General features: G+C 68.3%; 22 protein-coding genes and 1 tRNA gene. 11 read left to right on the forward strand and 12 right to left on the reverse strand.

Annotation, left to right across the window (positions count from 1 at the left end; genetic code table 11):
- Positions 1–15 precede the first annotated feature (15 nt).
- Positions 16–1,038: a flippase-like domain-containing protein gene (locus tag D8670_RS05345; RefSeq protein ID WP_121817041.1), complete on the reverse strand. Its 1,023-nt coding sequence runs from the start codon at positions 1,036–1,038 to the stop codon at positions 16–18.
- Between the two features lie 113 nt (positions 1,039–1,151).
- On the opposite strand from D8670_RS05345, the gene thiL reads away from it, so the two are divergent.
- On the forward strand, positions 1,152–2,027 hold the full coding sequence (gene thiL, locus D8670_RS05350; protein ID WP_121817042.1) for a thiamine-phosphate kinase: 876 nt from the start codon (positions 1,152–1,154) through the stop codon (positions 2,025–2,027).
- Here the strand turns inward: thiL and D8670_RS05355 are convergent.
- From D8670_RS05355 to D8670_RS05370, 4 genes are all read right to left on the reverse strand, one after another.
- Positions 2,024–3,121: a site-2 protease family protein gene (locus D8670_RS05355; RefSeq protein ID WP_121817043.1), complete on the reverse strand. Its 1,098-nt coding sequence runs from the start codon at positions 3,119–3,121 to the stop codon at positions 2,024–2,026. The two genes, thiL and D8670_RS05355, sit on opposite strands and share 4 nt — an antisense overlap.
- 71 nt (positions 3,122–3,192) lie before the next feature.
- Positions 3,193–3,447: a DUF7123 family protein gene (locus D8670_RS05360; RefSeq protein WP_121817044.1), complete on the reverse strand. Its 255-nt coding sequence runs from the start codon at positions 3,445–3,447 to the stop codon at positions 3,193–3,195.
- Between the two features lie 238 nt (positions 3,448–3,685).
- Positions 3,686–4,513, reverse strand: coding sequence for a molybdopterin synthase (locus D8670_RS05365; protein ID WP_121817045.1), 828 nt, complete (start codon positions 4,511–4,513; stop codon positions 3,686–3,688).
- A 43-nt stretch (positions 4,514–4,556) separates the two neighbouring features.
- Positions 4,557–5,783, reverse strand: coding sequence for a hypothetical protein (locus D8670_RS05370; RefSeq protein ID WP_162994199.1), 1,227 nt, complete (start codon positions 5,781–5,783; stop codon positions 4,557–4,559).
- 187 nt (positions 5,784–5,970) lie between these two features.
- Here D8670_RS05370 and pyrH point away from each other — a divergent pair, with 187 nt between their 5' ends.
- From pyrH to D8670_RS05385, 3 genes are read left to right on the forward strand one after another with little or no spacing between them, the layout of a single operon-like run.
- Positions 5,971–6,690 (forward strand): UMP kinase, encoded by a 720-nt coding sequence (gene pyrH / locus D8670_RS05375; protein ID WP_121817047.1) that lies wholly within the window; start codon positions 5,971–5,973, stop codon positions 6,688–6,690.
- Complete coding sequence (gene lysS / locus D8670_RS05380; RefSeq protein ID WP_121817048.1) at positions 6,687–8,333, forward strand: lysine--tRNA ligase; 1,647 nt, start codon at positions 6,687–6,689, stop codon at positions 8,331–8,333. The genes pyrH and lysS overlap by 4 nt, the downstream gene beginning before the upstream one ends.
- A 50-nt stretch (positions 8,334–8,383) precedes the next feature.
- A complete protein-coding gene (locus D8670_RS05385) occupies positions 8,384–10,177 on the forward strand; it encodes a site-2 protease family protein (protein ID WP_121817049.1) in 1,794 nt (597 codons plus the stop codon).
- Positions 10,178–10,220: 43 nt separating this feature from the next.
- Here the strand turns inward: D8670_RS05385 and D8670_RS05390 are convergent, their stop codons facing one another.
- Together D8670_RS05390 and D8670_RS05395 are read right to left on the reverse strand one after the other, a co-directional pair.
- A complete protein-coding gene (locus D8670_RS05390; RefSeq protein WP_121817050.1) occupies positions 10,221–10,739 on the reverse strand; it encodes a PadR family transcriptional regulator in 519 nt (172 codons plus the stop codon).
- Between the two features lie 67 nt (positions 10,740–10,806).
- Positions 10,807–11,103, reverse strand: a complete 297-nt coding sequence (locus D8670_RS05395) for a hypothetical protein (RefSeq protein ID WP_121817051.1) — start codon at positions 11,101–11,103, stop codon at positions 10,807–10,809.
- A gap of 128 nt (positions 11,104–11,231) precedes the next feature.
- On the opposite strand from D8670_RS05395, the gene D8670_RS05400 reads away from it, so the two are divergent.
- Positions 11,232–12,980: a heme-binding protein gene (locus D8670_RS05400; protein ID WP_121817052.1), complete on the forward strand. Its 1,749-nt coding sequence runs from the start codon at positions 11,232–11,234 to the stop codon at positions 12,978–12,980.
- Positions 12,981–13,287: 307 nt separating this feature from the next.
- On the opposite strand, the gene D8670_RS05405 is transcribed toward D8670_RS05400, so the two are convergent.
- The 3 genes from D8670_RS05405 to D8670_RS05415 all read right to left on the reverse strand — a co-directional run bounded on the left by D8670_RS05405 (position 13,288) and on the right by D8670_RS05415 (position 15,723).
- Positions 13,288–13,863, reverse strand: a complete 576-nt coding sequence (locus D8670_RS05405; RefSeq protein ID WP_121817053.1) for an HVO_2922 family protein — start codon at positions 13,861–13,863, stop codon at positions 13,288–13,290.
- A 258-nt stretch (positions 13,864–14,121) separates the two neighbouring features.
- Positions 14,122–15,180, reverse strand: a complete 1,059-nt coding sequence (locus D8670_RS05410) for an aldo/keto reductase (protein WP_121817054.1) — start codon at positions 15,178–15,180, stop codon at positions 14,122–14,124.
- 123 nt (positions 15,181–15,303) lie between these two features.
- Positions 15,304–15,723: a hypothetical protein gene (locus tag D8670_RS05415; RefSeq protein WP_121817055.1), complete on the reverse strand. Its 420-nt coding sequence runs from the start codon at positions 15,721–15,723 to the stop codon at positions 15,304–15,306.
- 136 nt (positions 15,724–15,859) lie between these two features.
- On the opposite strand from D8670_RS05415, the gene D8670_RS05420 reads away from it, so the two are divergent.
- Together D8670_RS05420 and D8670_RS05425 are read left to right on the forward strand one after the other, a co-directional pair.
- Positions 15,860–16,765 (forward strand): acyltransferase, encoded by a 906-nt coding sequence (locus D8670_RS05420; protein ID WP_121817056.1) that lies wholly within the window; start codon positions 15,860–15,862, stop codon positions 16,763–16,765.
- Positions 16,766–16,874: 109 nt separating this feature from the next.
- Positions 16,875–17,108, forward strand: a complete 234-nt coding sequence (locus tag D8670_RS05425; RefSeq protein WP_121817057.1) for a hypothetical protein — start codon at positions 16,875–16,877, stop codon at positions 17,106–17,108.
- Positions 17,109–17,126: 18 nt separating this feature from the next.
- Here the strand turns inward: D8670_RS05425 and D8670_RS05430 are convergent, their stop codons facing one another.
- Complete coding sequence (locus D8670_RS05430) at positions 17,127–18,446, reverse strand: aryl-sulfate sulfotransferase (protein WP_121817058.1); 1,320 nt, start codon at positions 18,444–18,446, stop codon at positions 17,127–17,129.
- 82 nt (positions 18,447–18,528) lie between these two features.
- Between D8670_RS05430 and D8670_RS05435 the strand changes: the two genes are divergently transcribed.
- From D8670_RS05435 to D8670_RS05445, 3 genes are all read left to right on the forward strand, one after another.
- On the forward strand, positions 18,529–18,849 hold the full coding sequence (locus D8670_RS05435; protein ID WP_121817059.1) for a DUF7577 domain-containing protein: 321 nt from the start codon (positions 18,529–18,531) through the stop codon (positions 18,847–18,849).
- A gap of 37 nt (positions 18,850–18,886) precedes the next feature.
- Complete coding sequence (locus D8670_RS05440) at positions 18,887–19,603, forward strand: Nmad3 family putative nucleotide modification protein (protein WP_121817060.1); 717 nt, start codon at positions 18,887–18,889, stop codon at positions 19,601–19,603.
- Positions 19,604–20,071: 468 nt separating this feature from the next.
- On the forward strand, positions 20,072–20,401 hold the full coding sequence (locus D8670_RS05445; RefSeq protein ID WP_375137267.1) for an ArsR/SmtB family transcription factor: 330 nt from the start codon (positions 20,072–20,074) through the stop codon (positions 20,399–20,401).
- A gap of 71 nt (positions 20,402–20,472) precedes the next feature.
- On the opposite strand, the gene D8670_RS05450 is transcribed toward D8670_RS05445, so the two are convergent.
- Positions 20,473–20,543 (reverse strand) — tRNA-Gly (locus D8670_RS05450).
- Between the two features lie 190 nt (positions 20,544–20,733).
- Here D8670_RS05450 and D8670_RS05455 point away from each other — a divergent pair.
- The gene (locus D8670_RS05455) at positions 20,734–21,525 is read left to right on the forward strand and encodes an NAD+ synthase (protein WP_121817061.1); all 792 of its coding nucleotides are present in this window, start codon (positions 20,734–20,736) and stop codon (positions 21,523–21,525) included.
- The last annotated feature ends 23 nt before the right edge of the window (positions 21,526–21,548 follow it).

The raw sequence follows: 21,548 nt of genomic DNA on the forward strand, positions 1-21,548 counted from the left end.
TTTAAGACCATCGTATTATCGCGCGCCCATCGCGCCGAACGCCGACGCCGCGCCCGCGCCGAGGACCGTCGAGAGCCAGTACGTCGACGCGCGGTGGATGACGACGGCGGCGCTGGCCGTCGACAGGCCGATACCGGTCGTCGGAACGAGGAGGGCGGCGAGCACCGCCTCCACGCCGCCGAGGCCGCCGGGCAGGGGGGTGACGCCGGCGACGCTCCCCAGAGGGACGGCTACCATCACCGCCCCGAACGACACTGTGAAGCCGAGCGCGTACAGCGAGAGCCACAGCGCGCACATCTGGGCGAACCACCCGAGCGCCGAGAATCCGAGCGCGAACGCGAGCGTCCGGCGGTCGGACCCGACGCGCTCGATGGTGCCGAAGAAGCCCTCGATGCGACGCTCCAGGTCCGCTGCGGTCGGCGGCGACTTCCGCGGGATCAGCTTCGTTATCCACCGGACGAACGGCGTCACGACGCGGACGGCCCCGCGCTCGACGCGGTAGCGGTGCTCCCAGCCGAGGTACGCGACGACCGGCAGGGCGACCGCGAGCGCGCCGACGGAGGCCGCGGCGTACTCCAGGCGGGCGCTGAACGTCACCTCCGTCGCCATGTAGGCGACCCCGAGCAGGGCGAACCCGATGGAGGGAACGAAGTTCAGCGCGTCGACGCTCGCAATGGCCGCCAGCGACGTCTCGTACTCGCTGTCGGTCGCCCGCGAGATCAGCAGCGCGGTGAACGGCTCGCCGCCGGCCTGCCCGAACGGCGTCACGTTGTTCGAGAACATCGCGCCCGTCCAGACGAGAAACGACCGGGGGACCGACAGCGGGATGCCGAGGCCCCCGAGAACGGTCCGGAGCGCGAGCCCCCACGCGAGGAGCCACCCGAGCGCCGCGACGACGACGAGCGCGACGATATCCGGCCGGGCGCGCCCCAGGGCGGCGAGGATGTCCTCCACGCCGGCGACCCAGAACAGGCCCGCCAGGATGGCGAGCGCGCCCAGAAAACCGACGACCTTCGCTCGGGTGCTCCCGTCGACCATGCACACCACTGCGACGGTGAGGGAGTTGAAGCCACCGACTCGGCCGGAGCGCCGGCCGTCTCCCCCGCGCGCACACCGGACGGTTTTTCGGCCGTCACCGGAATGAAGGAGGTATGGACGAACGGACGGCGCTGACGCTGCTCGGCGGCTCCGTCGAGGGGGCCGGCGACGACGCGGCCGTCGTCGGCGACCGCGTGCTGACGACGGACATGCTCCACGAGCGGACGGACTTCCCCGACGGGACGACGCGGTACACCGCCGGCTGGCGGTCCGTCGGCGCGTCGCTGTCGGACGTCGCGGCGATGGGCGCGGACGCAGCGGCAGCCGTCGCCGCCTACGCGGCTCCGGCGTTCGACCGGGAGGAACTGGAGGCGTTCGTCGACGGCGCGTCGGACGTCTGCGAGGCGGTCGGTGCCGAGTACGTCGGCGGCGACCTGGACGAGCACGACGAGTTCACCGTCGCCACGACCGCGCTCGGCGAGACGACCGACCCGGTCCGCCGGAGCGGCGCGCGGCCGGGCGACCGGCTCTGCGTCACCGGCACGCTCGGGCGGAGCGGCGCGGCGCTGCGGCTGTTCCGGCGCGGCGACAGAGAGCGGGCGAACGAGCTGTTCCGGTTCGAACCGCGCGTCGCCGCCGGCCGCGCCGCAGCGCCGCACGCGACGGCGATGATGGACTCCAGCGACGGCCTCGCCCGCTCGGTTCACCAGCTCGCGGAGGCGAGCGACTGCGGGTTCGCAGTCGAGGGAGCGGCGGTCCCGATCGACGGCGCGGTCGACGACGTCGCGGCGGACGGCGAGGAGCGCCGCGAACTCGGACTCTTCTTCGGTGAGGACTTCGAACTGGTGTTCACCGTCCCGGACGAGAAACTGGACGCGGTTCGGGACGCCGCGCACGTCCCGGTCACCCCGGTCGGCACCGTCACCGACGAGAGCGTGACGCTGGACGGCGACCCGATGCCCGACCGCGGGTTCACCCACGGCGACTAGGGGAAGACGATCGGGACCGGGGTGAAACAGAGCGCGCCGAGCACGAAGGTGAGCACGCCAAGCGCCGTCCGACGGGCGTCGAGCGACTCGTCCCGCACGGGCTTGGCCGGCCCGGCGAAGGCGATGGCCGACGAGAACAGCCCCCAGAACACCCACAGGAAGGTGGCGTTCCCGTCGACGTTCTGGACGTAGTGGAGGTAGCCGGCCATGCCGAACAGCACGGCGGGCACGAGCGCGGCGACGGTCTCCTGGCGCTCGCCGGCGATCGCGCGGACGATGTGGCCGCCGTCTAGCTGTCCGACGGGGAGCAGGTTCAGGAACGTGACGAACATCCCGACCCACCCGCCGACGACGACGGGGTTTATCGACTGCCCGGCCGGGAACGACAGCGGCTGCCCGGTGAGCGCTGCGAGCAACTGCAGCATGGGCGGATAGCCCAGTTCGAACGGGAGCGCCCCCTCCGGGACGCTCACGGGGTCGAGGTAGAGGCCGACGGTCGTCACGACGACGGTCGCCACCAGCCCCGCGAGCGGCCCCGCCGCGCCGATGTCGAACAGCGCCTTCCGGTCCGGCATCTGGCCGCGTATCTTGATCACCGCGCCCATCGTCCCGATGAGGTTCGGGAGCGGCAGGAAGTACGGGAGCGAGGCGTCGACGCCGTGGTAGCGGCTCATGACGTAGTGGCCGAGTTCGTGAACGCCGAGGACGCCCATCACGGCGGCCGTGAACGGCCAGGCGTGCAGGATCGTCCACGGGTCGGCCATCGGGTCGAGCCCGTACCACATCGTCCCGACGAACAGCGTCGAGCAGACGGTGGCGAACGCGAGGACGACGTTGGTCCAGGGGATCCCGTCGATGCCCTCGGAGACGGGTTCGGCCACGAGGACGTACTCGCCGGTCTGCTGGGCCAGTTGCACCTCGTAGCCGTCGTCGCGAAACTGGGGCCAGACGCGCTCTAACAGCGTGTCCGGGGGGACCAGTGGATCGCCGAAGTACAGCACGCGCTCGCCGTCGGTACGGACTTCGTAGACCCGAAAGGAAGCAGCAAACGAATCGACGGGGGGACCGGGTTCCGGGTCGTCGATCTCCGCCATTGGCGGTTATACGGCGCGTAGCGCCATAAACCCACTGACGGCGGGACCGTGCGGGCGGGCGTAAGCGGGGATTACGCCGGTTCGACGCGCCACGTCGTCGCGCTCGTGTACGACCACTTCTCGACCTCGAGGTCGGTCGCGGAGTCGCTCAGCTTCACCATGAGGGCCCCGATCTCCTTGGGGGAGAGCCCGACCTCGTCCGCGATGAACTTGCTCTTGAAGTACAGCTCGCCGTCCTTGGCTTTCCGCCGGAGGAATCGCTTGAGACGGTCCTCTTTGCTTTCGGTCGAGCGGTCGTCGTTGGAGGGCTGCGTAGTTGCGCTCATCTGTTGTCGCCTCGCTCTTCCGTAACACCGGGGATATGTTATAAAGGAAGGATGCTTCGGCCTTTTTTGAGCACTTTTAGCCCGATGCGGCGGTTTTTACCACGTTTCACTCCCCGGGACGAACGTTTCACGGCTCCTTCAAAACGCGCCAGACGTTTTATAGAGCGATCTAACGCTGTACACTCCCCCGGAACAATACATAATATAGATATAATTAGGATTCCAATAGGAGTGCCGATCAGCGCTCGTGAACCCAGAACTCGTCCTCGACCGTCACTTCCTTCTTGAAGATCGGGACCTCCTCCTTGAGCCGGTCGATGCCGTCCTCGACGGTGCGGAACGCCTCCTTTCGGTGGCCCGCGAGCACGACGACGAAGACGATGTCCTCGCCGTACTCGATCACGCCGGTCCGGTGGTGCAGCAGCACCTCGTACACTCCCTCGCGCTCCTCCAGTTCGGCACGCAGCGCGTCGAGACGGTCCTCCGCGACGCCCTCGTACTTCTCGAACTCCAGTAGCTCGGTCGGCTCGTCGTCGTCGTGGTCCTTCGCGCGCACCCGCCCGGTGAACGTCGCGACGGCGCCGGCCTTCTCGGCATCCGGCGAGCGCTTCGCCCTCGCGACGAGCGACGACAGGGTCACGTGCGGGTCGACGTCCCGGAGCGCCTCCACGACCTCGTCGAGGTCCACGTCGCCCGCAGTGTCGCCGGTCGCCAGCGTCGGCCCGCGGTGCTCCCGGCCGCCGAGGACGACCTGCGGGAGGTCGGCGCGGCTGAACCCCTCGACGACGGCGTAGTCGTGGTCGGGCGCAAGCTCGTCGAGCGTCTCGCCGAGCGACCGCGCGTCGCCCGTGGCGAACCAGTCGCCCTCGTCCGTGATCCCGTACGTGCTCGCCGCGCCGGCGGCGCGGTGGCGCGCCGTGTCCTTCCCCTCCGCGTCCACGTCGGGCTCGTGGGTGAGGTGCTTGACCGTCGCGACCGTCGCGTCGCTCGCCAGCCGCTCCGTCAGCCGCTCGACCAGCGTGGTCTTCCCGCTGTCGGAGGGTCCGACGACGCCGAGTACCTTCATACCGGGTCGTGGGTGCGCGCGGGGCTTGTAGCCTTCGCCCTCGTTACCGCCGCCGCGCGGCGAGAGCGAGCGAGGCTGCGACCGCAGCGAGGGCCGGAGCCGCGCCGAAGCCATCGAGTTCGCCCCCGCTCGTCTGCTCATCGCCGGACTCGCTCCCATCGTCCTCCACGCGGATCGTGACGGTCTGGCCGTTGACCGTGGCGTCGTAGATCCCGGACGCCTCTATCGACCGCACGAACTCGACGGTCCGACGCTCGCCGGGGTCGAGGGTCACGTCCTCGGTCGCCACCCGCTCCCCGAACAGGCGGAGGGTGACCGAGACGTCGTTCGTACTGTCGTCATCGTTCACGACCGTCGCTCGGATCGCGACCGGGTCGCCGCTCGTGACGTTGGTCCGGTTCGCCGTCACCTCGGTGACGCCGACCGTCGCGCTCCCGTCGCCGTCCGTCGCGTTGGTCGCCGTTTCGGACGCGCTCGCGGCGGTCGTCCCGTCGTCGGTTCGCGTCTCGGTGTCGGTTTCGTCCCCGATCTCCGTATCTGTGCCGGCCGCGGACGTCGTTTCCTGTCCGCCCTGGGTCTCTCGACGATCGGCATCGGACCCGGTGTCGCTCTGCTCGTTCCCGTCGCCCGTGACGATGATCTGTTCAGTTCCGTTCCCGGTTTCATTCACGGTCGCGTTGGTGCTGTTCGAATCCCCTCCGTCGCTCTCGTTGTCCTGTAGGACGATCGAATCCTCGTTCCCGTCCGTTTCCGCTTCTTGCTCCGTCTGGAGGTCTCCCTCGTCGTCTCCTTCGCTCCCGCCGGTAATGACGACCTGCTCGTCGTCGGACGATTCGGTGTCGTTCGCCGTAGTCGTCGTCTCGTTGGTCCCGTTGTCGTCTTCATCGCTTTCGTCGATGACTATCGAGTCCTGATCGTCGTCTTCGCCGGACTCTGCCTCCTGATCTGCCCCCTCGTCCCCGTCGCTCTCGGTCGTCTCGGCTCCCGTTTCCGCCTCTCCGAGGATACCGTCGTCGGACTCGTTCTCCTCCTGCTCGTCGTCGTCATCCTCGGTTTCCTCCTCGTCGTCTTGGTCGGTCTCTTCATCCTGATCTGGCCCGTCGTCTCCGTCGGTGCCGTTGTCGTCGTCGTCGGCGTCGTCGTCCTGTAACCGGACGTCGACGGGGTCGCCGGTCGCGCTCCCGTCCGCGGCGACCGCTCCGGCCGAAGCGGCGACGGTCGCGACCAGAAACAGCACGCAGGCGCACGCGAAGATCCTCGGTCGGTTCATGTCGGTCGTCGGAACCACCGCACGAGAGCGGTATTGTTATGACGAGCCAAGGTCCCCGGACCGGCCGTTCAACGTCGGCTTTACCCTCCGGCGGGTTCGGAGCGAGCGCGATCCGGCGGCGAAACGCGGCGACAGTGCCGGGGAGTTGGCAACCCTTAAGAGCGCGACCGGGTTACTCGGCGGTAGCATGAAAGTGGTCGTTTCTATCGGCGGGAGCGTGCTCGCGCCCGACCTCGGGTCCGAGCGGGTCAGCGAGCACGCCGCCGTCATCGAGGCGCTCGCCGACGAGGGTTGTTCGGTCGGCGCGGTCGTCGGCGGCGGCGGCGTCGCGCGCGAGTACATCGGGACGGCGCGGGACCTCGGCGCGAACGAGATCGAACTCGACCAGATCGGCATCGACGTGACGCGTCTGAACGCGCGCCTGCTCATCGCGGCGCTCGGCGAGAACGCCGTCCCCGCCCCCGCGGAGGACTACGAGCAGGCGGGCGAGGCGATGCGCCGCGGTGACGTCTGCGTCATGGGCGGCGTCACGCCGGCGCAGACGACCGACGCCGTCAGCGCGGCGCTCGCGGAGTACGTCAACGCCGACCTGCTCGTCTACGCCACGAGCGTCCCCGGCGTGTTCAACGCCGACCCCAACGAGGACGCCGACGCGCAGCGGTTCGACCGGCTCTCGGCCGGCGAACTCGTCGACGTGATCGCCGATCTGGACATGACCGCGGGCAGCTCCGCGCCGGTCGACCTGCTCGCCGCGAAGATCATCGAGCGCTCCGGCGTGCGCACCATCGTCCTCGACGGGACCGACCCGCAGCGGATCGCCGACGCCGTCCGGCACGGCGACCACGACGGGACGGACGTCGTGCCCGAGAGCGCGGGCGACGAACCGACCTACTGGGCAGAGGGATGACCGACGAGCGAGACCCGTACACCCTGCAGGACGGCGACCAGCGCCACGCCTTCTGGGCCGACGAGGTTGCGGACGCGGTCGAGGCCCGAGAGCCGGACGAGCCGGTCGTGATCAAGGGCGGCATCTCCCCCTCCGGCGTCCCGCACCTCGGCAACGTCAACGAGATCATGCGCGGCTACGTCGTCGCCGAGGTGCTCCGGGACCGCGGCCACGAGGTCCGACAGGTGTTCACCACCGACGACCGCGACCCGCTCCGGAAGCTCCCGCGGACCCTCGCCGACCTCGACGGGAACCTCGTCGATCTGGGCGACGTCGACGCGGGCGCGCTCGGGCGCAACCTCGGCAAGCCGTACACGGACATCCCGGACCCCTTCGGCTGCTGTGACTCCTACGGCGACCACTTCTCGACGCTCATCGCGGAGAGCGCGGAGCTGCTCGGCGTGCCCCTCGACGTCGTCTCGAACACCGAGATGTACGCGGCCGGCGACTTCGACGACGCCGTCCGGCACGTCCTGGAGCACCGCGACGCCGCCCGCGAGGTGCTCGCGCCGTACCAGGACAAGGTCGGCGAGGACTACGTCCCGTTCAACCCCGTCTGCGAGAACTGCGGGAAGATCACCGAGACGGTGACCGCGGTCGACGTGGAGTCCGGCACTGTCGAGTACGAGTGCACCGACATGGAGGCCGGCGACCGGTCCATCGAGGGCTGCGGCCACGAGGGCACCGCATCGTTCCGGGAGGGGAAGCTCCCGTGGCGCTTCGAGTGGCCCGCCCAGTGGCAGGTGCTCGGCGTCGACTTCGAGCCGTTCGGCAAGGACCACGCCGAGGGCTCGTGGCCGAGCGGCGAGGACGTCGCCCGCAACGTCTTCGAGTTCGAGCCGCCGGTGCCGATGGTGTACGAGTGGTTCACTCTGAACGGTGAGCCGTTCTCCTCCTCTGAGGGGAACGTGATCCTCGTCTCCGACGTGCTGGAGCTGCTCGAACCGGAGGTGCTCCGGTACTTCTTCACGAAGGACCCGAGCAAGGCCCGGGACTTCGACGTCGAGCGCCTCGACCAGCTGGTCGACGAGTTCGACGCCTTCGAGGCGACGTACTTCGGCGAGGGGGACGCCGACGAGCGCGAGCGGGAGCTCGCGGAGCGCGCGTACCCCATCGCCGTCGGCGAGATCCGCGAGGACCGGATCCGCCTGCCGTACACCTTCGCGGCCGTCCTCGGCATGACCGACGACGAGGACCTGCGCGAGGAGATCGCCCGACGAGAGGGCCACATCCCGGACGACGCGCCGGGGTGGGCCGTGGAGGACGCCCTCGCCCGCGTCGAGCGCGCCCGCAACTGGGCGCGGCGCACGGACAACGAGTTCAACTACGAGCTGAAGCGGCAGGCGATCCCCGACGTGGACCTCGACGAGGACACCGCGGCCGCGCTCGACGAGCTCGCGAACTTCGTGGAGGGCGAGGACGACCCCGAGGCGATCCAGGGGGAGATCTACGAGACGGCGAAGCGCCACGACATCCCGGTCGGGGACTTCTTCTCGGTCGGCTACCGGCTGTTCTTCGACGAGGAACAGGGCCCGAAGCTCGGTCCCTTCCTCGCGAAGCTCGACCGGACCTTCGTGCTGGAACGGCTCCGGCGCGAGGGGTGACGACGGACGGAACCAAACCCATTTGACCGGCCCGCCCCGAGGGTGCACCAATGAGTACGCTGACGTGGGTGCTCGCCGGCATTATCGCCTACTGGTTCGCGGTCCTGCTGCTTCGCCGTCAGGGATGGCTCCCGGAGTACGTCGGGACGCAGGGCCCAATCATGACCCTCCACACGAAGCGCGGTCGGGCGTTCCTGGACCGCCTTTCCGCCCCGAAGCGCTTCTGGCGGGCGTGGGCGAACTTCGGCATCGGCACCGCCGTCGTCCTGATGGTCGGATCGTTCCTGTTCCTGCTTTTCGGCGCGTTCGCCGCGCTCCAGCAGACGGAGGCGACGGCGGTCAACCAGCCCCGCAACGTCCTGGTGATCCCCGGCGTCAACGACTTCCTCCCGCTGTCGGCCGCGCCGGAGATCGTCGCCGGCCTGCTTGTCGGCCTCGTCGTCCACGAGGGCGGGCACGGCCTGCTCTGTCGCGTCGAGGACATCGACATCGACTCGATGGGGCTGGCCTTCTTCACGATCATCCCGGTCGGCGCGTTCGTCGAACCCGACGAGGAGAGCCAGCGCGAGGCCGACCGCGGCGCCCGGACCCGGATGTTCGCGGCGGGCGTCACCAACAACTTCGCGGTCACGATACTCGCGTTCGCGCTGCTTTTCGGCCCCGTCATCGGCTCAATCGGCGTGGCGTCGGGCGCGGCCGTCGGCGCGAGCCTCCCGGGGTCGCCGGCCGACGCCGCGGAGATCGATAACGGCGACCGCATCACCGCCGTCGACGGTCAGCCGGTCGAGTCGAACGGCGACCTCGACGCGGTGCTCGAAAACGCCTCCGACCGCGAGGTGAGCGTCGAGATTAACGGCGAGGAGACCCGCACCGTCGAGCGCTCCCTGCTCGTGACCGCGGTCACGCCGGACGGGCCGGCGGACCTGCAGCGCGGCGAGACGGTCCGCGCGGTCAACGGGACGGAGGTGTACACCGAGCGGGCCTTCGAGGACGCCGTCGCCGAGCGCGAGGTCGTGCGCCTGACCGTGCAGGCGAACGGCTCCGACTCGGTCCGGGAGACGACGTTCCCCGCCGGCGCGTACGTCCACGTCGCCGAGGACGGGCCGCTCAGCGGGACCGACGCGTCGGCCGGCGACGGCGTCGTGATCGTCCGGATGAACGACCAGCGGATCGCCTCGCTGTCGGACCTCCACGACTGGGCCGACGACACGTCGCCCGGCGACGAGGTGTCGATGGTCGCCTACCGGAACGGGAGCCGCGAGACGTACAACTTCACCCTCGGCGAGCACCCGACCGAGGATATCGGGTTCATCGGGGTCACCCGCCAGGCGCAGGGGATGACCGGCACCTCGGTCAGCGACTTCGGGATCCGGACGTACCCGTCCCAGCAGTACCTCGCGCTCCTGGGCGGTGAGGGCGACGGCCCGAACTTCGGCGGCCCCGTCGGGTCGTTCTTCGGGAAGATCGTCGTCACGCTGTTCCTGCCGCTGGGGTCGCTGGCGCTCCCGAGCTTCCCGTTCCCGTTCGCCGGGTTCACGCCCAACATCACGAACTTCTTCGTCGTGCAGGGGCCGCTGTCGGTCCTCGGCGGCGGCGTGTTCACGCTGGCGAACGTGCTGTTCTGGACCGGCTGGATCAACGTCCAGCTGGGCTTTTTCAACTGCATCCCGGCGTTCCCGCTCGACGGCGGGCGCATCCTCAGAACCGGGACCGAGGCCGTCGTCTCGCGGCTTCCGATCTCCTCGACGCACGAGCTCACCAGAACCGTGACGACGACGGTGGGCCTGACGATGTTCGTCGCGTTCCTCCTGCTGGTGTTCGGGCCGCAGCTCGTCTCGGGGTAGTAAGAGCGGGTCTCTCCCGGTGCGCCGCCGTCGCGCGGCCCCGCTACTCCTCGTCGAGGCCGTGGCGCGAGTTGAACTCCTCGGGCGTCTCCCCGATGCGCTCGAACTCGTCGAAGTAGTGCTCGTGGTGGCGGACCATCTGCTCGACGATCCAGGCGCTGAACTCCTCGTCGAACCGCCAGCTCTCTGCCCGCGACGGCACGTCGAAGCGCTCGTCGGTGGCGAAGCCGACGTACACGTGGTAGAAGCCGAGGATCACGTCCGCGAAGTCCTTGGCCTTGTCCGCGCTCTCCTCCCGTTTCTCGGCCAGCTCCTCGCGACCGCTCTCGGTGAGCTCGAAGTACTTCCGGTCCGGTTCGTCCTCGCGTTCGATCCGCTCCGCCCACCCCTTCTCCTCGAACTTGTAGAGGATGGGGTAGACGGAGCCGTACGACGGCTCCCAGTGGCCGCCGCTTATCTCCTCTATCTCCTTCAGGATCTCGTAGCCGTACCGGGGCTTCTCGTCCAGCAGTTCGAGCACGAGATACGAGATCAGGCCTTTCGGCGGGCCGCTCTTCCGCATTGGCGGGGACTTCCGGTGGTGACCGTGAAAGGGTTTCGGTCGCCCGCTCCGTCGCGATCGGGAGCGGTCACGCGTCCGCGTCGGCCTCGGCGGCGTCGCCCCTGCCGTCCTCGGAGAGCTGGATCGCACGACGGACGACGTACAGGAGCACGAGGGCGCTTCCCACCGCCAGCACGAACTGCCCGGCGACCGCGAACAGCCCGGCGAACACCGAGCGCCCGAGCAGGGCGGCGATCCCGAGGGGGACGAGCGCCACCCCGCCGGCGAGCGCGATCAGCTTCGCGATCGGTATCGCCTCGTACGCCAGTCGGTCGAAGTCGAGCTCGCCGGTCGTCGGATCGATGAAGAGCGGCGTGGAGGGCATCGGACAACGGTTGCGACGGCTCCGGTATCAACGTTGTTACTTCTCGCGCCGCGACACGTCCCCGCGATCGGTCCCGGCGGCGCGGCGAAACGGTAAGGTCCTTACTCCGGCCGTCCGAACGAGCGCGCATGGACCGACGGGATCCCCCGCCGACGGAAGAGGGCTGGTACGTGCTCCACGACCTCCGGACGATCGACTGGGACGCCTGGCGTGCCGCCCCGGACCGCGAGCGAGAGCGCGCCCTGGAGGAGGGCGTCGAGTACCTCGAAGCCGTCGAGGGCGTCGACGCGGACCGCGGCGACTCCGCCGTCTTCAGCGTCGTCGGCCACAAGGCCGACCTCATGTTCGTCCACCTGCGCCCGACCATGAGCGACCTCGACGCGCTCGAACGCGAGTTCGAGGGGACGGCCTTCGCCGGGTTCACCGAGCAGTCGAGCTCCTACGTCTCGGTCACCGAGGCGTCGGGCTACACCGAGCGTGCCCGCGACTACTTCGAGGGGGAGGTCGACGACGATTCCGGTCTCGCGCAGTACATCCGGGCGCGCATCCACCCGGGGCTTCCCGAGGACGGCTACGTCAGCTTCTACCCGATGAGCAAGCGCCGGGACCCCGAGTACAACTGGTACGACCTGCCGTTCGACGAGCGCGCCGAGCACATGGCCGACCACGGCGACATCGGCCGTGACTACGCCGGCAAGGTGAACCAGATCATCACCGGCAGCGTCGGCTTCGACGACTGGGAGTGGGGCGTCACGCTGTTCGCCGACGACCCGACGGACATCAAGGACCTGCTGTACGAGATGCGCTTCGACCCCTCCTCGTCGAAGTTCGCGGAGTTCGGCCAGTTCTACTTCGGCCGGCGGTTCCCGCCGGCGGACCTCGACGCCTTCCTCGCCGGCGAGAAAGTGCCGACGGACGACGGCGCCGACGAGTCGGCGGCGAGCGACGCCGGGTCGAAGCTCCGCGACGAACTCGACGCGCTCGGCGTCGACGCCGACGCGCCCGAGGGATCGCACGGTCTCGTGCTCCGCTCGGACGCCGACGCCGAGACGGTCCGCGAGGAGGTCGACGGCCTCCGCGGCAACTTCGAGCACTACGACACGCACGTCCTGACCGAGGTCCGCGAGGACGGGGACGGCACCGCGGTCGTCTCCGTCTGGGAGACCGAGAGCGCCGCCGACACCGCCCGGGGCTTCCTCGAGGACCTGCCGGGCGTCACCGAGACCACGGCGGGGCCGCTCGACGGCGACGGGGCGACGACGACCCAGTCCGGCGGCGCGGACGACGGCGCCGACGCCATCCGCGACGAACTGGACGACCTCGACATCTACGCCGGCCAGCCCCGCGGCGAGGACGTGTACGCGCTGGTGCTGTACACCGAGGCCGACCCCGACGACCTGCACGGCGAGGTCGAGGACCTCCGGGACGGCTTCGACCGCTACGACACCCACGTCAAGACCGCCGTCTACGCCGCCGACGGCGCTGAGGCGGCCGTCGTCTCCATCTGGGACACCGCCGACGCCGCCGACACCGCCAGCGACTTCCTCTCGGACCTGCCCGGGATCGTCCGACAGGCAGGCGACGATGGCACCTCCGGGTTCGGCACGATGGGGATGTTCTACACCGTCAAGCCCGAACACCGCGACGACTTCGTCGAGAAGTTCGGCGCCGTCGGCGACGTGCTCGCGGACATGGACGGCCACCGCGCGACGCATCTCTACGCGAACCGCGAGGACGAGAACGACATGTTCATCGCCAGCCGCTGGGACTCGAAGGAGGACTGCATGGACTTCTTCCGCAGCGACGCCTTCGCCGACACCGTCGACTGGGGTCGCGACGTCCTCGCGGACCGACCGCGGCACGTGTTCCTCGCGTAACGCGACCTTCTACGCTGCACGGTGACGAGCGGTCCGCCGTAGGCGGACACGCTCGCGAAACTCGGCAAAAGCTCGACCAAAATCGCTGCGTCGTCTGCCCGCGGGCCGCCGGCCCGCTTGCACGGTCCGAGGCGGCTTTGCCGCCTCGCTACTCCCGTCGCAGCGCCGAGGCGCTGCGGCGGTCGCTCCTCGGACCGCTCGCTCGTTCGCTTTGCCCACTCGCTCGCGGGTGCATCGCTTGACGATAGCCTGCCCTTCCCCGGGTTGCGCGGCGCTCGGCGCACGGCTTCACGCCGCGCTCCAGGTCCTACTCCTTGCCGGGGTCGAGTTCGACCGCCGCGCCGGGCGCGTTCGCCTTCACGCTCTGGAGGCCCTGCTCGGCCTTCTGCTTCGAGGAGTAGCCCTCGCCGCTGTCGGCGATGATGTTGCCGTTGTCGTGGCGGAGCCGCCAGCGCCAGTCGCCCGCCCTGTCGCGGAACAGCTGGAAGCGCGCCTTCGAGTCCTCGAAGGTCGGCTGCTCGTCGCCCAGCGGGTCGTCCGGGAGCGCCTCCGCGATCTCCGCCTCGCTGACCGACTCGCCCGTCTCCGCGGGCTCGACGTGCTCGGCCATGTCGGCGGTCTCGACCGCCTCGTCTATCTCCGTCGGCGGCTCGCCCGGCCTGCTCGGCGGGGCCTCGTCGCTCTCGGCATCGTCTCGGGCGTCGAGTTCGGCGTCGCCGCGCTCGGCTTCCACCACGTCGGTGACCGCCCGCAGGAGCCCCTCGACGCCCGGGGCCGACAGTTCGGCCGTCGCGGCGTCGCCGCCCTCGCCGGACAGTTCCAGTTCGTCCTCGTCGACGTCGATCTCCAGCGTCGCCGTGACCCTGACGGTGTCCTCGGCCATGCTCCGACGTACCACGACAGTGGGGTTAACCGTTGGCCCGCCGCGAAGCGCGGGGCGGAAGTGAAAATAGTCCGGTCGGTCACGGCTCAGTCGAGGGGTTTCGATCGGAAACGAGGGGGTTCGCGACGAGGCGCTCGGCCGATCAATCTCCCGCACAGAAGTGCCGCGGATCGCGGCCTCGCGACGAGACGCTCGGCCGATCAATCCCCGGCAAAAAAGCGCGCGAGATCACGGACTCACGATGAAACGCTCGTCCGGTTAATCTCCCGCGCTCACCTTCTCTATCCCCGCCGACTCGATGTCCTCGCCGTCGACCGACGACCGGAGGCTGTCCATGCCGTCGTCGCGGTCGACGCCGAAGTTGTCCTCGTGAAGGTCGGCGACGCGGGCCATCTCCTCGTCGCTGAGGGCCGGCGTGTCGGGGGCGGCCGCCCACTCGTCGACGTCTTCGGCGGTGCGGAAGGTGGGCGTGACGGAGGCGACGGCGTCATGGCCGAGGAGCCACTGGATGGCCGCCTGTCCCATGGTGCGCTCGCCGTCCCGCTCCAGGAAGCGGAGCGCGTCGACTTTCTCCCATCCCGTCTCGTACCACTCGTCGGGGCGGTAGGCGCGGTGGTCGCCCTCGCCGAGTTCGGTGTCGGGGGTGACCTGCTCGTTCAGCAGGCCGGAGGAGTGCGGGACGCGCGGGATCAGGCTGGTGTCGGCGTCGAGTTCCTCGATGGTGTCGAGGAAGTGCTGGCCCGGCATCTGTTCGAGGACGTTGAACACGACCTGCACGGCGTCGAACTCCTCCTCGATAGCGCGGTCGCCCTCGGCGAGCCAGCCGATCGAGGGGCCGAGCGCCCACCCGATGGCGTCGACGGTGCCGGCCTCGCGGAGCTCGTCGAGCGCTTCGAGCACGTCCTCGTCCACCTCGTCGACGTTGGCGTTGTGGAGCATAAGCACGTCGACGTAGTCCATGTCGAGGCGGTCGAGGCTGCGCTCGACGGCGGTGTGGATCCACTCGCCGTCCATCCGCTTCGGAAGTTCGCCGTGGCCGGCCTGCGGGTTGTTGTAGAAGTCGTATCCGACCTTCGTGCTCACCGTCACCTCGTCGCGGTGCTCCGCGAGGGCGCGGCCGACGAGCTCCTCGCTGTCGCCGTGGCCGTACACGTCGCCCGTGTCGAAGAACGTGATCCCGCGGTCGACGGCGTGCTGGAGCATCTCGACGGCCTGCTCCTCGGATCGGTCGCCCCACCAGTCCGTGCCGACGACCCACGCGCCGAAGCCGACTTCGCTGACCTCGACGCCCGAGTCCCCGAGTTCGCGGTGTTGCATGCGCGGGTCTTGGTGTAGGATCTACTTATACTGCCTGCTGTCGATGAGCGACTCCGGTACCGGAAGCGGCGACGCGGTCGCAGCGATGCGTGTCACCCCGGATCGGCGGCTGAATTGGCCGTCTCAGGGATCGTATTCGACGGTCGCGGTTTCGTCCGGGCTCGTCGCGGTTGCGGAGCCGAGCTCCTCGCCGTCGCCCTCGACGGTCACCGTCAGCGGGGTCTCCTCGGTGGTCCCGTCGTCCCTCGGCGAGACGCTGACCGAGATCGGCGGTTCGACGGAGTCGACCTCGTCGCCGCTCTGCAGGTCGTCCGGGATGACGAGTTCGGCGTCCTGTATCCCGTTGAACCTCGGGACCGTGTTCGTCGTGGTTCCGTCGTCGAACTCGGCGGTGCCGGTCCAGGTGCCGGTCGAGTCGATACTGATGGTCACCGTGTCGAACGACTCACCGCTGATGACGCCGAGGACGGTTTCGGTGCAGCCGGCGGTGCCGGCGAGTGCGATCCCCGCCGCGCCGAGCGCGGAGCGTCGCGTGAATTCCATACGCTCTAGTGAAAGAATTCGTATATCTAAGTTACGGATCTATATTTTCATCGACTATCGCTGCAGAGAGCCGCCCTCTGGCGGGGGATACACACAACCGAATCCATATGAACGCCGCACGCGAAACGTGTCGTCAATGACGAAGCGACGCGTCTCGCTCCCCGCGGAGGCCGACGAGGGGGTCACGGCGTTCATCGAGGAGGTCGACGACCGCCTGTCGAGCGACGAGGACACCTGTTCGGTCGTGCAGGACGTGCTGGCCGACCTCTACGGGGACCGGGAGGCGCACGAGCGCTGGCAGTCGGGGAAGCCGGTCTCGAACGCCGAGCGCGTACGGCTGCAGGGGTACGACCCCTGTAACGCGACGCTCGAATCGGAGTACTACGCCGAGAAGGACGAGGAGAAGTTCGAGCGATCGAAGCACCTCCAGTGGCTCTGGCGACAGTTCGACGCGACGCCGATGGCGGACAACATCGAGTTCGCGCTCCGCTTCCGGCGGATGCTTGCCGACCACCTCTTCGACGAGTGCGGCGACGGCTGCCGGTTCTTCAAGGGGATCACGTTCACCTACGGCCACAACATCGAGATCGGCGACAACGTCGTCGTCCACGACGACGTCCACCTCGACGACCGCGGGCGCCTCACCATCGGCGACCGCGTCTCCATCAGCGACGGCGCGCACGTGTACAGCCACGACCACGACGTCGTCGACCAGACCGCGGTGAAGAACTACCACACGATCATCGAGGACGACGCCCGCGTCACGTACGACTCGATGGTCCGGGCCGGCAACAAGGTCGGGCGAAACGCCATCGTCGGTGCGCGCGGCGTCGTCCAGCACGACGTGCCCGCCCACCACATCGCGGTCGGGATGCCCGCCAAGAGCGTGAAGATCAAACCGGGGTGGGAGGATGTCGCCACGCCGATAGAGCAGGCCAACGAGAACCGCCAGGAGGAGCGCCGCATCGAGTACGAACTCGACGACGACCTGGAGGTCTTCGACGAGTTCGAACGGGATCTCTCGCCGCCGAACGAGCAGTAGATTCCGCTTATTGGGAGGAAGTATTATACCCGGGAGCCGCCTATCACAGGCCGTGATCAGGTTTCGGCCCTCCGATCTCAACGGGTACGGGAAAGTAGCGTCGGGGTGTGTGCTTCTCGGTCTCGCAGCGATCGTCGTCGGCGGAAACGCGTATCTGTCCTCCGGTCTCGCGGCGTTCGCTGTTGCCGCCGTCACCGTTGGTTGGGCGATGCGTCGGAACGGGTCGCCGGACCGCAGCGACGAGTACCCGCAGGACCGGGACGACGACCGGTCCGAGCGCGAGAAGCAACGCGAGAAGGAGATGGAAGGCGAAAAAGCGCGGGCCCTCGGCGAATCGCTGTGATCCGCCGCCGGCCGACGGCTACTCTTTGAACCGCCTGATCCCCGTCCGGACGCCGAGCACGGCGAAGTCCACGACGATCGCGAGCGACGCCAGCGCGCCCGTCGCCAGCGTCAGCAGATGTGGGAGTTCGATCCAGTTCGGGAGGACGAACCGCGCCCACGCTTCCATTTGCGTCGCGGCTTCCTGACCCGTCGACTGATTCGCCGACCGGCTCTGGAGGTGCCATCCCGGCACGGTCGCGCCGTCCTCTTCGGGAACCGAGAGGCGGTCGGCGGCGTACGGCATCGCGAGGCCGCCGTACTCCCAGACGACCTGGCCGGCGCTGTTGACCTCGATCACGCGGTTGTTGAACGTGTCGACGATCAGCGTGTTCCCGTTGGGCAGGCGGTCGGCGTCGCGGGGCCAGTGAAGCAGGTCGCTCCCGCCGTACTCCCACACCTTCGACTCGTTGTCGACGCGGTACTCGACGACGCGGTCGTTCTCGCTGTCGGCGACCAGCACCGTGCCCCACTCCTCCAGCCGGCGCGGGTTGTGCTGCTCGTACAGCGTCTCGTGGTCCCCCGGCTCGCCGACCACGCCGACGACCTCGTTCGTCTCGGGGTCCACTTCGATCACGGCGTCGAAGTTGCGGATCGAGAGCTGGAAGTTGCCGTCGTCCAGCCGATCGATGTCGTTCATGTGGGTCCAGTCGCTCTCCGGCCCCTCCCGTTCGGGGCCGCCGTACTCCTCCCGGAACTCGGAGCCCTCGCCCAGATGTTCCGTGGCGTTCCACTGCCAGGTTATCGTCCCGTTGCGCGCGACGGTGAACGCGCGGTCCTCGCCCATGTCGATTATCGCCGTCTCGCCGCTCTCCAGTCGGTCGGCGTCGTGGACCTCGTGGTGGCTGACGAACTCGTCGTACCACGAGTGGTTCCAGACGACCTCCTTCTCGCCGTCGTCGAGCGTGTCGCCGTCGATCTCGATCACGCGGTTGTGCACGCACTCGTCGTCGTCGACGCGGAGTTGCTCCTCGGGGCAGTCCTCGGGCGGCACCTTGGTGGCGACCGAGACGAGGAGGTTTCCGTTGTCGAGCATCTCCGAGTCGAACACGCGGGAGTTCGGCGGGTCGTAGGTCCAGAGGCGCTCGCCCTCGGGCGTCACCTCCATCACCTTCCCGTCGTAGTCGTCGCCGTAGCTCTGCGTGCTGATGAGCGTGTTCCCCGGATACTGCTCGCCGGGGGACGTGACGGTCGCGCTCGGGTCGCCGTCCGTGTCCGCGAGGGCGGCCTGCAGTCCGAACAGGCCCGCGAGGACGAGCACGACCGCCGAAAGCGCGACCACGCGCGTCCGTCGATCCATGTCAGGCGAGATGGCAGGGGGCCGCCTAACTCTGACGGTCCCCCTGCGAAAGCACAAGTGGATTCAGCACATAGTGTCACGTGTGGACATCCCGCAATGGGCTCTCGTCTACGTCGTCTCGTTCGCCCTGCTCCATCTCGCTATCTACTACTACTACCTCCGGGGAGAGGACGGTGAGAGTTCCACGCACCCCTCGCTCTCGGGGGAGAACGGCGGCGACTACCCGTCTGGGAACCCCCTCGCGGCCGACAACGCGGACCGCAACTCCGAGCGCCGCGAGTTCGTCCGACGGGCGCACGACGACGACGAAGACGGGCGACGCTGCCCTCACTGCGGGACGGTGAACGACTCCGAGAGCGCGTACACCTTCTGTCACAACTGCGTCGAGCGCCTCGGCGTGTGACGCTCGCCTTTTCACGCCCCGGCGCGTAGCTGCCGGCATGCCCAGAAGCGTCGCCATCAACGTCGGCGCGAACACGACGCTCCCGGGGGTCCGCGCGCCGGTCTACCCCGACGGTAGCTTCGAGTACGTGCCCATCCCGGAGCGCGAGCCCACCGCCGTCGCGCCGCCGACGTACGCCGACCTCGACCTGGAGACGGACGTCCCCGCCGACGCGGTCGACGCGCCCGTCCACCTCGACCCGGAGTTCGCCGAGTACCCCCACTGCGACGCCTACACGTACGGCGACGAGCACGCCGTCAAGGCCGGCCCGCTCTCGGAGCTCGCGGCCGGCGACTACGTCTACTTCTACGCGACGCTGTCGACCGCCGGCGACCCGCCGGCGTGGATGGCCCCGGAGTGGGGCGCGTACGTCATCGGCGTCTTCCGTCTCGACCGCAACCCCGTCACCGACTACGCGGTGCTCGATCCCGCCGAGCGCGAACGGTTCGCCAACAACGCTCACGTCAAGCGCGAGACGGTCGACGCCGCGGTGCTGCTGTCCGGCGACCCCGACGAGTCGCGCCTGCTCGACCGGGCGATCCCGCTGTCGTCGCGCTCGGCGGGCGCCGACGCGAACCGCGTCGTGACGGGCCTCTCGGCGGACTCCGGCAAAGGCCCCTGGTGGCGGCGGCCCCTGCGGTTCGACGAGGCGGCGACGGCGGAACTCGTGGAGATCGTCGAGAACGGTGCTGTCGAGCGGTGCTTCGAGGGGTGAGATCGAACGCGGGCAACGGGTAGCTGCGGGGCTGATCGTCAGTTCTCGGCAGAAAGTGCGTCGGCTGGGAATCGAACCCGTTGCGAATCCTCGCTACCGCTCGGATTCGCGTGGTTCTATTCTCTCTGACGACACCATACGACTGATGCGCTTTCGTTTACTCATATCCTCACACTGACCATCCCTTTTTGGCGTGGTAGGTTTACCGTCTCTCTCGCTAAACTGTACCATGCTGAACATTGACGTGGGATCTGATGTACTTGCTAATTCGCAACGGCGTCGGTTGTCAGTACATCTGCTGGAACCCGATCCAGAAGACGTCCCAAGAGTCTCTGGTAGGAATCTGGACGCCGACACCGACAGGGAGGAACGTCTTTTACAGACAGCCCATCTTCTCCTTCCAAAATTAGAGGAGAGAGGCTTCAACAACTCGCTCGTGGTATCTGATCTAACGATGGGGCAGACGTGATGTCCAGAAGTCCTATTTCGCAGGGCATCTCCGACGATAATTCTGATTTCAACCAAATGGCGATCTGGTACCTGTTGATTGGAACTCGGGGTGGAGAGACTCGTACGAAAATTCTTCAGGTCCTCGACCAACAGCCACGGAATACCAACCAGATCGCAGAAGAGGTGAATCTGGATTATAAAACAGTCAAGCACCATCTTGATGTGCTTCAGGAAAACAACATTGTGAAAGATAGTGGCCACGACTACGGCGCCGTTTATCTCCTCACACAGCGAGTGGAGGAAAACTGGGATATGATCGAGGGGATCATCAAGTCCCTGGAAACGTAATATCTTGCGGAAACCCTGACGAGTGGACTAAATGTACCGCTCCAGGCGAAATCGGACACCTCGCAGGACGATGCGCCGGCCGGGAATTGAACCCGGGCTATGAGCTTGGGAAGCTCATGTCCTACCACTAGACCACCGGCGCTCGTTCGCTCTGCTCACTCACGCCGTGCATCGACGGACGCCGTCCGTCTCCACACCGGCGCTCACTTCCCCCTTCCCTATCGTCGCACTTCAACGTAGCGCTTCGGTCTCACGCTCCCGCGAGTGGTCGTTCGTTCAGTTCTCGCGCCCGACGAGTGGCTATTAGTCACCTCGCTCCCAACGAGTGACCGATGATCGATCTCCGCTTCTCGGAGTCGGAACTGGAGGCGCGTCGCGAGAACATCACCTCGTTTATCGCGGACACGGTCGACGCGGCGGGCGCGGACGGCGCGGTGCTCGGGCTGTCGGGCGGCGTCGACAGTTCGCTCACGGCCACCCTCGCCGTCGAGGCGCTGGGGAGGGAGTCGCTGTACGGGCTCGTTCTTCCGGCGACGGTCAGCAGCGAGGACAACATGAGCGACGCCGAGCGGGTGGCGGAGGACCTGGACATCGAGTACGACGTGATCGAGATCGACCCCATCGTCGACACCCTGCTCGACGCCTACCCCGACGCGGAGGGCGACGCGACGGCTGTCGGCAACAGCCGTGCGCGGGTCAGGGGAGTGCTGAACTACCTCGTCGCCAACCACGAGAACCGGGTGGTGCTGGGGACGGGGAACAAGAGCGAGGCGCTGACGGGCTACTTCACGAAGTACGGCGACGGCGCGGTCGACTGCCACCCCATCGGCAACCTCTACAAGCAGCAGGTGCGCCAGCTGGCGAGCGCGGTCGGCGTCCCCGAGGGGATCGTCACGAAACCCGCCACCGCGGAGCTGTGGGCGGACCAGACCGACGAGGACGAGATGGGCGTCGACTACGACACGTTAGACGCCGTGCTCGCGCTGCACGTCGAGGGGCCGCTGTCGGCGGCGGCGACCCGGCGGACGCTGGACGTCGACGGGGAGACCGTCGAGCGCGTACGGAGCCTGTACGAGCGGAGCGCGCACAAGCGGTCGATGCCGCCCGCGCCCGAGGTGCCGTGATCGTCGACGCTACCGAGCGGTGG

The sequence above is a fragment of the Halostella limicola genome (genome assembly GCF_003675875.1).
Lineage (GTDB): Archaea > Halobacteriota > Halobacteria > Halobacteriales > Natronoarchaeaceae > Halostella > Halostella limicola.

Coding starts and splice junctions, on each gene's coding strand:
- D8670_RS05345 (WP_121817041.1), bottom strand. CDS start 1,038: ATGGTCGACGGGAGCACCCGAGCGAAGGTCGTCGGTTTTCTGGGCGCG.
- thiL (WP_121817042.1), top strand. CDS start 1,152: ATGGACGAACGGACGGCGCTGACGCTGCTCGGCGGCTCCGTCGAGGGG.
- D8670_RS05355 (WP_121817043.1), bottom strand. CDS start 3,121: ATGGCGGAGATCGACGACCCGGAACCCGGTCCCCCCGTCGATTCGTTT.
- D8670_RS05360 (WP_121817044.1), bottom strand. CDS start 3,447: ATGAGCGCAACTACGCAGCCCTCCAACGACGACCGCTCGACCGAAAGC.
- D8670_RS05365 (WP_121817045.1), bottom strand. CDS start 4,513: ATGAAGGTACTCGGCGTCGTCGGACCCTCCGACAGCGGGAAGACCACG.
- D8670_RS05370 (WP_162994199.1), bottom strand. CDS start 5,783: ATGAACCGACCGAGGATCTTCGCGTGCGCCTGCGTGCTGTTTCTGGTC.
- pyrH (WP_121817047.1), top strand. CDS start 5,971: ATGAAAGTGGTCGTTTCTATCGGCGGGAGCGTGCTCGCGCCCGACCTC.
- lysS (WP_121817048.1), top strand. CDS start 6,687: ATGACCGACGAGCGAGACCCGTACACCCTGCAGGACGGCGACCAGCGC.
- D8670_RS05385 (WP_121817049.1), top strand. CDS start 8,384: ATGAGTACGCTGACGTGGGTGCTCGCCGGCATTATCGCCTACTGGTTC.
- D8670_RS05390 (WP_121817050.1), bottom strand. CDS start 10,739: ATGCGGAAGAGCGGCCCGCCGAAAGGCCTGATCTCGTATCTCGTGCTC.
- D8670_RS05395 (WP_121817051.1), bottom strand. CDS start 11,103: ATGCCCTCCACGCCGCTCTTCATCGATCCGACGACCGGCGAGCTCGAC.
- D8670_RS05400 (WP_121817052.1), top strand. CDS start 11,232: ATGGACCGACGGGATCCCCCGCCGACGGAAGAGGGCTGGTACGTGCTC.
- D8670_RS05405 (WP_121817053.1), bottom strand. CDS start 13,863: ATGGCCGAGGACACCGTCAGGGTCACGGCGACGCTGGAGATCGACGTC.
- D8670_RS05410 (WP_121817054.1), bottom strand. CDS start 15,180: ATGCAACACCGCGAACTCGGGGACTCGGGCGTCGAGGTCAGCGAAGTC.
- D8670_RS05415 (WP_121817055.1), bottom strand. CDS start 15,723: ATGGAATTCACGCGACGCTCCGCGCTCGGCGCGGCGGGGATCGCACTC.
- D8670_RS05420 (WP_121817056.1), top strand. CDS start 15,860: ATGACGAAGCGACGCGTCTCGCTCCCCGCGGAGGCCGACGAGGGGGTC.
- D8670_RS05430 (WP_121817058.1), bottom strand. CDS start 18,446: ATGGATCGACGGACGCGCGTGGTCGCGCTTTCGGCGGTCGTGCTCGTC.
- D8670_RS05440 (WP_121817060.1), top strand. CDS start 18,887: ATGCCCAGAAGCGTCGCCATCAACGTCGGCGCGAACACGACGCTCCCG.
- D8670_RS05445 (WP_375137267.1), top strand. CDS start 20,072: ATGTCCAGAAGTCCTATTTCGCAGGGCATCTCCGACGATAATTCTGAT.
- D8670_RS05455 (WP_121817061.1), top strand. CDS start 20,734: ATGATCGATCTCCGCTTCTCGGAGTCGGAACTGGAGGCGCGTCGCGAG.